Origin of the sequence: Carboxylicivirga agarovorans (assembly GCF_050589845.1) — a bacterium.
Taxonomy (GTDB): domain Bacteria; phylum Bacteroidota; class Bacteroidia; order Bacteroidales; family Marinilabiliaceae; genus Carboxylicivirga; species Carboxylicivirga agarovorans.
Genome location: NZ_JBNGPA010000010.1, coordinates 140133 through 153629, shown reverse-complemented (window position 1 = coordinate 153629; position 13497 = coordinate 140133). Strand labels below are relative to the sequence as shown.

General features: G+C 38.0%; 10 protein-coding genes. 2 read left to right on the top strand and 8 right to left on the bottom strand.

Annotation, left to right across the window (positions count from 1 at the left end):
• Positions 1 to 73: 73 nt before the first annotated feature.
• Positions 74 to 1447 carry an MFS transporter gene (locus ACRD69_RS12660; protein WP_430815464.1) on the top strand — a complete coding sequence of 458 codons (1374 nt, stop codon included), beginning with the start codon at positions 74 to 76 and terminating at the stop codon, positions 1445 to 1447.
• 175 nt (positions 1448 to 1622) lie between these two features.
• On the opposite strand, the gene ACRD69_RS12655 is transcribed toward ACRD69_RS12660, so the two are convergent.
• From ACRD69_RS12655 to ACRD69_RS12620, 8 genes are all read right to left on the bottom strand, one after another.
• Positions 1623 to 2888 carry an adenylosuccinate synthase gene (locus tag ACRD69_RS12655; protein WP_430815463.1) on the bottom strand — a complete coding sequence of 422 codons (1266 nt, stop codon included), beginning with the start codon at positions 2886 to 2888 and terminating at the stop codon, positions 1623 to 1625.
• A 370-nt stretch (positions 2889 to 3258) separates the two neighbouring features.
• Positions 3259 to 3720 carry a Fur family transcriptional regulator gene (locus tag ACRD69_RS12650; RefSeq protein ID WP_430815462.1) on the bottom strand — a complete coding sequence of 154 codons (462 nt, stop codon included), beginning with the start codon at positions 3718 to 3720 and terminating at the stop codon, positions 3259 to 3261.
• A 295-nt stretch (positions 3721 to 4015) separates the two neighbouring features.
• A complete protein-coding gene (locus ACRD69_RS12645) occupies positions 4016 to 6244 on the bottom strand; it encodes a RelA/SpoT family protein (protein WP_430815461.1) in 2229 nt (742 codons plus the stop codon).
• A 262-nt stretch (positions 6245 to 6506) separates the two neighbouring features.
• Complete coding sequence (locus ACRD69_RS12640; RefSeq protein WP_430815460.1) at positions 6507 to 7784, bottom strand: M16 family metallopeptidase; 1278 nt, start codon at positions 7782 to 7784, stop codon at positions 6507 to 6509.
• 3 nt (positions 7785 to 7787) lie between these two features.
• Positions 7788 to 9026, bottom strand: coding sequence for a M16 family metallopeptidase (locus tag ACRD69_RS12635; RefSeq protein WP_430815459.1), 1239 nt, complete (start codon positions 9024 to 9026; stop codon positions 7788 to 7790).
• Positions 9026 to 9982, bottom strand: coding sequence for an NAD(P)H-dependent flavin oxidoreductase (locus tag ACRD69_RS12630; protein ID WP_430815458.1), 957 nt, complete (start codon positions 9980 to 9982; stop codon positions 9026 to 9028). Before ACRD69_RS12630 ends, ACRD69_RS12635 begins: the two co-directional genes overlap by 1 nt.
• A 100-nt stretch (positions 9983 to 10082) precedes the next feature.
• Positions 10083 to 11258: a THUMP domain-containing class I SAM-dependent RNA methyltransferase gene (locus ACRD69_RS12625; RefSeq protein ID WP_430815457.1), complete on the bottom strand. Its 1176-nt coding sequence runs from the start codon at positions 11256 to 11258 to the stop codon at positions 10083 to 10085.
• A 187-nt stretch (positions 11259 to 11445) separates the two neighbouring features.
• Positions 11446 to 12684 (bottom strand): threonine/serine exporter family protein, encoded by a 1239-nt coding sequence (locus ACRD69_RS12620; protein ID WP_430815456.1) that lies wholly within the window; start codon positions 12682 to 12684, stop codon positions 11446 to 11448.
• A 138-nt stretch (positions 12685 to 12822) separates the two neighbouring features.
• Here ACRD69_RS12620 and ACRD69_RS12615 point away from each other — a divergent pair, with 138 nt between their 5' ends.
• Entirely contained in the window at positions 12823 to 13497 is a 675-nt protein-coding gene (locus tag ACRD69_RS12615; RefSeq protein WP_430815455.1) for a Pycsar system effector family protein, read from the top strand.

Genomic DNA, 13497 nt, shown 5'->3' with positions numbered 1-13497 from the left:
AAATTAAAAAAAGAGTAGCTGCAATGTCAATTGCGGCTATTCTTTTTTATTCGTATAACTAACTAAAATTAAAATGACTGAAGTAATTAACAAAAGTCTACGTGATTCAAAAGGTGCACGTTGGGGAGCCCTGGCGGTTGTGTCGTTTACGATGCTTTGCGGCTATTATATTAACTATGTTATTTCTCCTTTAAAGCCATTGCTTGAAGAACATATGGGCTGGACCAGTGCGGATTTCGGTGTGTGGAATAGCGCATATGGATGGTTCAATGTATTCTTTTTGATGCTGATTTTTGGTGGTATCATTCTGGATAAAATGGGTGTGCGATTCACTGGATTGGGAGCAGCCCTAACAATGATAGTTGGAACAGCCTTGCAGTATTACGCTATCGAATTTCCAATTGAAGGTACTATTTTTGGATTTAAATCTTCAATTGCCATTGGAGCTCTTGGTTTTGGTGTTTTTGGTATGGGTGTTGAAATTGCCGGTATTACAATTTCCAAGATAATCGTAAAATGGTTCAAAGGTAAAGAACTGGCCCTGGCTATGGGACTGGAGATGGCGACTGCCCGTATGGGTACAGCTTTAGCCTTAGCAGTGCCTCTGCCAATGGCTAAGGCTTTGGGTGTTGATGGAATGCCTGCAATTAGTGCACCTGTTATGTTAGGCCTTGGTTTATTGATTGCTGGTTTCATCGCTTTCCTTTGGTACACGTTCATGGATAAAAAACTTGAGAAATCAGAAGGTATTGCTGATGAAGTTTCTGAAGAAGATGCATTCAAAGTTTCTGATATACTTTTCATTATCAAGAATAAGGGCTTCTGGTTAATCGCATTATTATGTGTTCTTTTCTACTCAGGTATTTTCCCATTCCTGTATTATGCTACCGACTTAATGATAAATAAGTATGGTGTAAATGAAGATTTTGCGGGTGCTATACCAAGTTTGTTACCTTTTGGAACAATTATATTAACACCATTCTTTGGTAACTTATATGACCGTAAAGGAAAGGGTGCTACTATCATGTTAATTGGTTCGATAATGCTTTTGGCGGTGCATTCTGTTTTTGCAGCACCAGGTCTGGACCATTATGTCATTGCAATTATTCTTATTATTCTATTGGGAGTAACATTCTCATTGGTTCCGTCTGCAATGTGGCCATCTGTCCCAAAAATTATTCCTGAGAAACAGTTGGGTTCAGCATATGCTTTGATTTTTTGGGTACAAAACTGGGGATTAATGGGTATGCCTTTGTTGATCGGTATCGTATTGGAAAAATACTGTAAGGTAACTGATGCCAGTGGAAAGTTCAGTCATTACGACTATACTTTACCAATGGTTATATTTGCTGCCACCGGCTTATTGGCAATTTTTGTTGCTATAGCTCTTAAGGCAGAAGACAAGAAAAAAGGTTATGGTCTTGAAAGGCCAAATATTCAGAAATAATAGTATTCTACTAAATAGTAAAAACAGCCACTTATTTCAGGTGGCTGTTTTTTTATACCCTTTGTTTTAGGTTTATTCTGAGGATAGCTATAAATAAAAAAGGATAACGGTACAATGAGGGCAAAAAAAAGCCTGCAACAAAGTGCAGGCTTTCAATATATAATAACTAATTGTCTTATTTACGAACAATGGTTTGTTCACGGTCAGGACCTACAGAAACAATAGTAATAGGTACCTCTAATTGCTTTTCAAGGTAAGCTATATAGTCTTTTAATTCCTGTGGGAACTCATCCTCAGATTTAACACCGGTTAAATCTTCTTTCCAGCCCTTAATTTCCTCGTAAATTGGCTCAACATCATCTGTTAATTCAAATGGGAATTCCTCAGTAGTTGTTCCGTCAGGCAGTTTGTAAGCCGTTGCTGCTTTAATAGTCTCAAAACCACTTAATACATCACCTTTAGTCATAATTAACTGGGTAACACCGTTGATCATTACAGAGTACTTTAAAGCTACAAGATCAATCCATCCACAACGGCGAGGGCGACCTGTAGTAGCACCAAACTCATGACCAGCCTTACGAAGTTCTTCACCGGTTTCGTCAAATAATTCAGTAGGGAATGGTCCGCTACCAACGCGCGTACAATAAGCTTTAAAAATACCGAATACCTCACCAATTTTATTTGGTGCAACACCCATACCAGTACAAGCCCCTGCACAAATAGTGTTTGAAGAAGTAACGAATGGGTAAGAACCAAAATCAATATCTAACAAGGTTCCCTGCGCTCCTTCGGCTAAAATGGTTTTACCTGCTTTAAGGTGCTTGTTGATTTCGTGTTCGCTATCAATGATAATACAGCTCTTAAGGGTTTCAATACCTTCAGTAAGTCCCTTTTCAAATTCTTCAATGTTGTATTCGAAGTCATACATTTCAAGCATTTTGACATGCTTCTCTTTTAGAGCTGCATATTTTTCTTCGAAATTATGAAGGATGTCACCGACACGAAGACCATTTCTACCAGTCTTATCCATGTATGTAGGACCAATTCCTTTAAGGGTAGAACCAATTTTGGTTTTACCTTTTGATGCCTCAGAAGCTGCATCAAGAATACGGTGTGTAGGTAGGATCAGGTGAGCCTTTTTTGAGATATAAAGGTTTTTAGTGATGTCGAAACCTTTCTCTTTTAAAGAATCGATTTCTTTTTTGAACGTTATGGGGTCAAGCACGACACCGTTTCCAACGATATTGGCTTTATCGTTATGGAAAATACCCGATGGGATATTGTGCAATACGTGTTTGAAATTGTCAAACTCTAAGGTATGACCTGCATTTGGACCTCCCTGAAAACGGGTGATGACATCGTATTGAGGAGTCAAAACATCAACAACTTTTCCTTTGCCTTCGTCCCCCCATTGGAGTCCTAGTAAAACATCAACCTTCATTCTCTTTTGTTTTAATTTATGCTCAATGAGCCTGTTGTTTGTAAATTAAACTAAGCGCTTTGTCTTGTTCAATGAAATGCTAAACACTGTGTTATCAATGTCTTAACATGAAAAATCGGACTTCCGATTGGCTCAGAATTCCGATTTGTAAAAGTACACATTATACGCATAAAAGCTATTGTAAAGCTCTGTTTTTTTATGGAATAATGTGAGAAACTGTTTATGTCTTCTCTTACCGTTTAATTTGGTGCATTCAGCTTATACTTTATTAAAAGATATCAATAAAGAGAGCTGCTATATGCATTGATCTCTCCGAAGCTTATAATTATTTGATACAAATTAATTATAAAAGCATACTTTAAGTAGTTTCTTATTCTTTAGTTTCTTCCGTCAGGCAGTCTTTGCAGGTTCCATAGACATACAATGAATGGTGCGATACTTTAAACTCGTTAAAGCTGGCGGCATTATTTAATACAGTTTGAATGCCGGGATCGCAGAACTCAATTACTTTTCCACAGTTTGTGCAAATAAGGTGATCGTGTTGTTTCGATTCAAAGGCTTTTTCAAACTGTGCAATGTTTTTACCAAACTGATGCTTGATAACCAGTTTACAATCCAGTAAAAGATCTATGGTATTGTATAAGGTAGCACGACTGACACGGTAGTTCTTATTCTTCATAAAGATATAGAGCGACTCAATGTCAAAATGCCCGTCACGGCTGTAAATTTCGTCTAATATAGCGTAACGCTCCGGTGTTTTTCTATGTCCATTGCGTTGAAGGTACTCAGTGAATAACTGTTTTACCACATCTTTGGCTTCTACCTTATTCATATGCAGTCTCAATTAAAATAGAGCCTAAAAATAATTAAAATAGCGTGATAAATACAAATGTTTATAAGTTTTTAGTCAGAATTCATTACGCGCTTGTGAAAACACGGTGAAAAGTTGGCTGTAAGAGCTATTATGGGTGTAATAAGATGGTTTATATGAATCAAATTATATCAATGAACTTCTACCGTTTATTTATTTCATGTCACAACTACCAGGTCAGGGAAGCGATGTTTAGTAAAAACAAGATGTCACGCAAGAATATAGCTCTATTATTACACCTTACTTTTATCTGCGTTTACAGGTCTGCTTTGATTCGTTCCTGGCGTGTTACATTATGAACTCCTTTGATTTTCATAATGTTTAAGATCAGGTTATTTAAATCTTCAGTGTTATGAATATATAAATAGATGTTGCCTTCAAAAATTCCATCATGGCTCTCAATATTTATGGAGCGCATATTAACATTCTGATCCTCCGATATCACCTTTGTTATTTTACTGACAATGCCCATTTGATCAATGCCCGATAGGTTGATAAGTGCCAGGTATGATAATATTTTGTGCGACTCCCATTGCGCTGACAAAATACGATTGCCCTGGCTTGACATTAATTTTAATGCTACAGGACATTTTCTGCTATGCAGAATAATTTTATCATTGTCATCCTGAAAGGCAAGTATATCATCACCAGGAATTGGATTACAGCATTCTGAAATGGTGAATTGATCCTGTTCATCATGGTCAGATAATACGACCTGTTTCTTTTTCTGTGGAGCTTCATTTTTAGTAGCCTCCTGTTTTCCGGCTGACATTCCGAAATTAAGCTTCCAGTAACGAATCCATTTATTCGACGATTTGGTACTTAGTATTTTATGCAGGTTGTCGAGCTTTAGAGTGCCTTTACCAATTTTAAAGTATAGTTCGTCGCGTTTTGATATTTTATGGAAATCAAGAATCTTTTTAAGGATGCGTGAATTAATGGTTAGTTTCTTTTTGTGAAGTTCTTTCTCCAGTATTTGTTCACCTTTTAAAACTATGGTTTTACGTTCCTCTTTAAAGGCGTTCTTAATGCGTGTTTTGGCTTTGGCTGTGGTAACAAAATTAAGCCAGTCATATTTCGGTTGTTGCTTTTCTGAAGTTATGATCTCGACCTGATCACCACTTTTAAGCTGATGACTTAATGGTACAAGTTTAAAGTTAACCTTGGCACCAATGCATTTGTAACCAATATCGGTATGTATGTCAAAAGCAAAGTCAAGTGCAGTTGCTCCTTTGGGTAAGACGCGTACTTCACCTTTGGGGGTGAATATCATTATCTCTGAAGCAAAAAGGTTTAGCTTAAAGTCATCTAAAAACTCTAAGGAATCAGCATCTGGATTATCAAGCAGCTCTTTTATCATTTCAAGCCACTTATCCAATTCTGATTCTTTTTCTTTCTGCCCTTTGTATTTCCAGTGTGCTGCAAAACCACGCTCAGCAATTTCATCCATTCGCTTGGTGCGAATTTGTATTTCCACCCATTTGCCATCAGGCCCCATTACCGTACTGTGAAGCGCTTCATAGCCATTGGCTTTAGGAGTAGATACCCAGTCTCTCAGACGATCTGGCTTAGGTTTGTAGATATCGGTAATCATCGAATAGATGGCCCAGCATTGTGTTTTCTCCGGCAGGTGGCTTTTGGGCGTAAACACAACCCGAATGGCCAATACATCATAAACTTCTTCAAAAGGCAGATCCTTTTTTTGCATTTTACTCCATATCGAGTAAATAGATTTATGACGTCCGACAACATCAAACTCATAGCCTTCGGCCAAAAGGCGTTTTTCTATTGGGTTTTTAAAGTGATTGATAAACTCAACATGCTGTTCTTCGCTGTCTTTAACCTTTTGACTTAAATTGGTAAAAACCTGTGGCAATTCATATTTCAGGCTTAAGTCTTCCAGTTCCGATTTTATGGCATACAATCCCAAACGATGGGCAAGAGGCGCGTAAAAGTAAAGTGTTTCTCCGGCAATTTTCAATCGTTTATGTTCAGGCATCGACTTTAATGTTCGCATGTTATGCAGGCGGTCGGCCAGCTTGATAAGTATAACACGAACATCTTCTACCATGGTCAACAATAACTTGCGGAAGTTTTCAGCCTGTATGGATGTGCTTTGGTCAAAAACACCTTCTAACTTGGTAAGTCCCGCAACAATTGAGGCAATCTTCTCTCCAAAAATATTCTGCAGGTCCTCAACGGTATAGTCGGTATCTTCAACAACATCGTGCAATATAGCGGCAACTACACCTTTTGTGCCGAGACCTATTTCCTCTGCAGCAATGCGTGCAACTTCGATTGGGTGCAAAATGTATGGTTCGCCCGATTTACGACGCATACCTTTGTGCGCTTCATGAGCCAGTTCAAAAGCTTTCGTCACCAACTTGGTGTTTTCTGGTGTCTGGCAGCGCGGACAAGCTTCCATGAGCTTGCTGAACTGCTCACGAATCATTTTATCTTCTTCTTCCCAATCCAATTTAGTCATGCACGTAGTCGTTAAAGCGAACTAAAATACTTATTTCCTTTCATTGTTACAAAGGACCTGGCAATCGCCTTTGAAATTTAATCTATAAAGACAGCGAACATTGAAAGATTTAATCAGCTAAATCTTTTTGTTTTAGCCTGCATGGTAACTGATTTTGCCGGTAAAGGTTCTCTTTATCAGAGAATAAGTGTGCAAATTGAGTAATAAGTTGATGCAATGGTCAGCATAACCGATTACAATGCTTTTAGGCATAGCAAGTGCTTTACTTACCAGCTATAACTGTAATAATGTTTTCTTCTTTAAAGTATTTCTTAGCCAATTGTTGTAATTCACTGGCAGTTATGTTTTTCAAAACATCAAAGAACTGCGTGAAATATGAAGTTGGTAAATTCAGGTCAATCAACCCCCGATAGTTATCCGATGTTGCAAACGGACCATCAAAATTACGAATCATATCACCCAGCAGGAAATTGCGAACCAGCTCCAGTTCTTCATTGTCAATTAACTTCTCGCGTAAAAGGCGTATCTCGTTATAAATTTCTTTAACAGCCAATTCTCTGTTCTCTGCTTTAACATCAGAACTAATCACCAGAAAACCTGCATACTTGTATGTCATTATAAAAGAGGAAATGCCATAGGTCAAACCTTTTTCTTCGCGAATGTTAGTCATCAGGCGCGAGCCAAAGTATCCTCCTAACACAGTATTCAGTATCTGCATACCATGAAAATCGGGGTGTTCCTTTGTAAACAGGGGAATACCAATTTTTATTGATGATTGCAGCGCATCTTCTTTTTCAACAAGGATGTTGTTTTCTATGCTATATTTAGCATCGGGTTTGGAATCGCATAAAGGCGATCTATCTGACCACTGCTGGCCAAAGTGATGATTAAGTAATTCTTTAATATTATCGCCCGGCTGTCCTGAAATGATAATATGCGTTCCTTCCGGTATGTATGCTTTCTGATGAAATGTGACAACATCTTCGCGTGATAGGTTCTCAAAATCATCCATGGTTACATAATTTCCATATGGATGTTCTTTGCCGTATAGATTTTGAGTGAAAGCCCGGGTAGCAAGTGTTTTTACCTTATCGCTTTCAATCAGGTATTCCTGCCTGCGTTTATTGATCAGAGTGTCTATTTCCTTTTGTTCAAATACAGGATTCTTAACAATATCCTCAAGCAACTCCAGTGTTTGAGGAAGAAAATGTGTTAGTGAAACAAGGGTGACAATTGAATGATGAAAGGAAGCCTGTTGACCAATAAAAGCACCATAAAAATCTATTTTTTCAGAAATTTCGGCGCCCTTCATATTGCTTGTGCCTTCTGTTAAAGCTTTGTTTGTGATTGATGCTAATAATGGTTTAGCAGCCTGGACCGAACCTGCTGGAAATAAAAAATCAAGCTTTGCAACATCTTGTGAACCAGCCTGCATTAAATGCACTTTAATTCCATTGTTTAGTTCAAAGGTATCAATGGGCAATAGCTCAAATAAGTCAATGTTCTTAAATTCAGGAGCTTCGTGTCTGTTTATATTCATATTTTATTGGCTTGAGCGATAATACAAAGTGGAGCTGTTAGTCGGTCTGAATGTTTTTTGAGCACAATCAAGTATGCCCTGGGCAGTTACTGCCTGATACTTATTCACTTCATCATTAATATTCTCTGCCTTACCCAGTAATTCAAATGAAGCAAGGTTCATGGCTTTATTTAAAAAACTTATTTCAGAGAAGACAAGTGAGGATTCAATCTTGTTTTTAACTTTTTGTAATTCATAATCACTAACCATTTCAGCACTTATTTTGTCAAGTTCTGTCTGTATCGCTTCTTCTGCTTTTTCCATTGTTATGCCTGGCAATAAGCGTCCTGTTACGGTAAATAAACCAGGGTGATGGTCTCCTGAGATATACGCGTTAACCTCGCTAAATAGCTGTTGTCCTTTAACCAGTGACTGATTCATACGAGCCGAAGGGCCATTGGAAAGCACATCAGAAAGCAAATCAACGGTATAGAAATCATCATCAGTGCGACTTCCGATATGAAATACCTTATGAATTAAATCTGCTGGTACTTTACGCTCCACTTCCAGTCTGCGTTCTTCCTTTTGCTGAGGTTCCCTGATTATTTCTTTTGAATCGAGCTCGCGATGAGGAATGGCACCAAACCATTTTTCAGCCAGCTGAAATACCTTGTCAGGATTTACATTACCCGAAACACTTAAAACAGCGTTATTGGGGGCATAGTGACTATAGAAAAAAGACTTGACATCTTCGAGTGTTGCGTTTTCTATATGGGCAATGTCCTTTCCTATTGTAGGCCACTGGTAAGGATGAACCTTATAGGCAAGTGGACTTATCAGCAAAGGAATATCACCGTAAGGTTGATTGAGGTAGCGCTGTTTGAATTCTTCTATGACAACCTTCCGTTGTACTTCAAGGCTTTTTTCAGAGAAATCTAGTTCAAGCATACGGTCAGACTCCAGCCAAAAACCAGTTTCAAGGTTGGCGGCTGGTAAGGTCAGATAGTAGTTTGTGATGTCACAGCTTGTCCATGCATTGTTATCACCACCTACCATTTGCAAGGGGGCATCATAGGATGGGATATTTTTGCTTCCACCAAACATTAGATGCTCAAACAGGTGGGCAAATCCGGTTTTATCAGCCTGTTCATTTTTTGAACCAACATTATACAATACATTAACAGCAGCTAATGGAGTACTTTTATCAACATGAACCACAACCCGCAGCCCATTGTTTAACGTTCTTTTTTCAATATTTATCATTAGAAATCAAATCGTTGATTGCTTGCAGCCTCTTCTCTCACACTGCGGTATTCTTTTAGTAATTCAGCAAAGATCTCAGCAACAGGTTTAATGTCATTTATCAATGATGCAACCTGTCCAATTTCGAGTTCCCCCTCAGTTAAATCCCCTTCAAATATACCCTTCTTAGCACGGCCTTTGCCTAATAGTTTTTGTAACTCCAGTGTCGAAGCACCCGACTTCTCAGCTTCATGCACTTTCTCAAAAAAGGCATTTTTCATTAAACGAACCGGAGCAAGCTTTTTTAAGGAAAGTAAAGTGCCACCTTCACCTGTTTCAACAACTAATTGTTTAAATGCATTGTGAGCTGAAGATTCTTCAGTAATTGCAAAGCGAGAACCTATTTGCACACCATCAGCTCCAAGAGCCAAAGCTGCAAACATGCCTTTGCCGGTGCCAATACCCCCCGCAGCAATTAATGGTAAATTGGTTTGCTGCCGTATAGAAGGAATTAATGTAAGAGTTGTTGTTTCTTCACGCCCATTGTGTCCACCGGCTTCAAACCCTTCAGCAACGATGGCATCAACACCTGCTTCTTCACATTTTTTGGCAAAGCGACCATTGGCTATTACATGAACAACTGTAATGCCTTGTTCTTTCAAAAAACCGGTCCATTTAGCAGGATTGCCTGCAGAAGTAAATACGATCTTCACGCCTTCCTCAACAATAATTTGCATCAGCTCATCAATATTGGGGTACAAAAGTGGAACATTAACTCCCCATGGTTTATCAGTAGCATTTTGCATTTTTTGTATGTGCTCACGAAGTACATCGGGATACATTGATCCGGCACCTAAAAGACCAAGGCCCCCATTGTTGCTGACAGCTGAAGCCAAACGCCAGCCGCTACACCAAACCATTCCACCTTGTATGATTGGATATTCAATATTGAAGAGTTCTGTTATTCTGTTTTGCATGATAATTAATTTACTTACTTCTGGCTTGAAGAAGATTCTATTTTACGAAAATCGCCTATTTAAATTAACAAATAGGCGAATTATACATTGACAATATTAATTAACTATCGATTCGTCTTCTTGTTCGATTTACTTTCTTTTTAAATTCCTTCATTTCACCTTCAAACATATCATAAGCTACAAAGCGACATTCTAAAGAGCCATTGTAAAGCTTGTATTTAGAATCAGGACGTAGGCCAACGTGTTTAAGAGCATCCATGTTTGAGGTGATGATCCAGGCTTGCCAGTCGGTGTAATTCTTTTTCAGGTGGGAGCCTATTTTTTTATAGAATTCGTTAATGTTATCTTTAGTTAAACGTTCACCATACGGAGGGTTGGTAATCATCATACCACGGGGAGCAGGAGGCATGTGGTCTTCCATGTTTGAACGGACAATTCTGATTTGACGATTCAGTCGAAAATCCAAAGAAGCAGTTTTAGCCATATCGATAGCCTGTGGATTATTGTCACCACCAACAATATTTACTTTTGGATAACGGATATTATTCTCAGCTTCGCTATATATTTTTTCCCATAATGTTTTGTCAAAATCGACCCATGACATAAAACCGAAGTGTTTACGTTTAAAGTTAGCAGGCATTTCACATGCTATCATTGCAGCTTCCATCAATATTGTTCCTGTACCGCACATCGGATCAATTAAAGGAATGTCTTTATGCCATTTGGCAATCTTTAACATACCGGCAGCCAATACTTCATTTAGTGGTGCCTTATGGTGAGGATTACGATATCCTCTGCGGTGCAACGATTCAACTGAGCTGTCAAGCGAAACAGTGAACTGGTCGTTTGAAACATGAATGTTGATTTGTAAATCGGGGTTTTCGATATTCACCGATGGACGCTGACCATTTTTATCTCTGAACTGATCAACAATGGCATCTTTTGATTTTAATGCCAGGTATTTTGTGTGCTTGAAGTAATCTGAAAACGCAACTGCATCAATGGCAAAGGTATTTTCTTCTGTAATGTAGGCCGACCAATCGAATTTATAGATGTTTTTATATAGCTCTTCTTCTGTTTTAGCTTTAAAAGTTAAAACAGGAACAAGAACGCGAAGCGCAGTTCTCAGGTGCAGATTGGCTTTATAAAGAACTTCTTTATCGCCGGTACATGTTACAGCTCGTTTAATTGGTGTTACATCCTTGGCTCCTAATCCCTTTAATTCCTCGGCCAATACATCTTCTAAACCATGAAAGGTTTTTACTAATAACTTCATGCTAACGCGTTTTTCAAAAAAAAATCTTAATACTGTTATCCTTTTGATAACAGGGTGTTACAAATTATAGGTTGGCTGGTTTACCATCTCCACTAAAAAGAGGCCGCAAATGTACAAAACTTAAAACTAAGAATCTATTCTATGGCTTTTATTCACGCAGTGTTTTACAATTCTTAACGTTCTTTACTTACCTCTTGAAAATTGTGTTTTGACTGATGGCATTCTCTCCAAGTCTTTTATCCATAAAAGTGCCTGAAAAAATAAGTCCACCAATAATTCCCATAAAAATATATATCACCTGTTCGCCCATGGCACTGTTGCTTACCTGGGTGTTTAAAAATAAGGTGCTTAACCCAATAAATGCCTTACTTCCTGGCACCAGCATAATAATACCGGGTATAAGATACACCAAACGAGGTGCTTTAGTCAAGTGGGCAAATAGTTTACTGATACTAACAGCTACTATTGTGCCGATAAAAATACTAACCAAAATACCTGTAAAATCGAGCAACATTGTTGTGTAAAAACAAATAAAACCAGTGACTACCCCAAGTGGAATATCTTTAAGACGAACTTTAAAAACTGGCATCAGGCTAAGCGACAGAAGCGGAATGGCTAGAAAGTCTACCCAGGCTGGTATGTTATCAATTACCTCATGTGGCTTCAGTTCAATAAAAAGTGGCAGAAGAGCCAAACCAAGTACCACACCAAAGAACTGCTTGAATAAAGATACAAGCGCATCAAATAATTTAGCGGTTCCCGATACCAGGCTTCGCGATGTAATTTCTTCAAGTGCTGTGGTTAGTGAAAGACCAGGAATAAAAACAATGATAGAGGCCAGTATGGTCATTGAAATGTTAATATCGGGTAAAACCATTGAAAGAAGGCCAGTGATGATTGTGGCTAAAAAAGCTACTAATGATTCAAGTGTACTTCTTATGTAGCCAGAATGTTTTGACAGTGCTGTAATTCCATATACAATTGCTCCAAGCATGGTAGCGACAAGAACTGATAGCCAATTGGTGTTTAGGATAATGCAAAAAGAACCGGCCGATATCATAAACGACAAAAGCTCAATGATTCTGCTGTAGCCAAAATTTGTCTTATCCAATTCCTTTATTTTCTCTTTGGCTTCGGTAATTGGCAATTCATTTGAAATGACATTATTTGTTATTTCAACAACTTCAGATAGTGCTCCAAGATTAAGTTCACCGGGAGGAACACATTCTATGTGATTATAGGTATGTTCATCTTCTTCATAGAACACATAGTTGATCCATGTTGGCGTATCCATGAAACTGCCTTTAATGCCTTTTTTTTCGGCAATCTCTGTCAGGTATAATTGCGATTTGTAGGATGGAACACCATAAGTATGAAGGGCTTTCCCGAGCTGGACGATGAACTTGTATTGTTGGGGAATCTGCATGAAGTTAATCTGTTATACTTTTAAAACTGGCCGCAAAGTTAGATAAGTTTTTGTTCATTTAGCGATGTCTGAGAACTGATATTTGTTGGGGTAATGTATTATTTTATATATTTGTATCTAAATATATAGATGTATAAAATGGAAAGAAATCTTACTGCCAACTCTACAGAGAATGATGTTATCCGGGAAGTATTTAATACGAATATATGTGACGAATCTGTTGTTGAACATCAGGGGTTTAAGAAGAAAAAGAAACGAGGATTATACGATACCAAGCAGGAGCCCAGAAAAGCTCTGAGTACATTTTTTCGTAATCATTTTAGAATGTTGATCAATCGAATGACTATGGCCGATCGAAAAGCTATGATCATGGTACGTATTAATACCGCTATTATTTCTTTGTTGATTCTTTTTAGTCAAAAGATGGATTTATATATCAATGAAGGGAATAAAATTGGTGTTGTCTTACTTATTGGTAGCGGTATTTCTTTGGTTTTATCCTTGTTAACAGCCAGCCCTATAGGGGCATATATACATCGTTTATTCAAATATCATCGTGAAATGAAGGAAAAATATCCAGATTTTATGCACAACAGCTTTATGATGATGAAGCATGTTAGTCTGGAAGAATATGAAAAATCAATGGATGCAGTTGTTCGTAACCAGGAATTACAAATAGGTAATCAGGTACGGGCCAGTTTTATGCTTAGCCATTATACCATATGCAAGTACCAACTATTACAGTGGTCTTACAATGTTTTTCTGATTGCTTTCTTCATAAGTATCGGCATTTTTCTTGTTGGTCTGATTTAA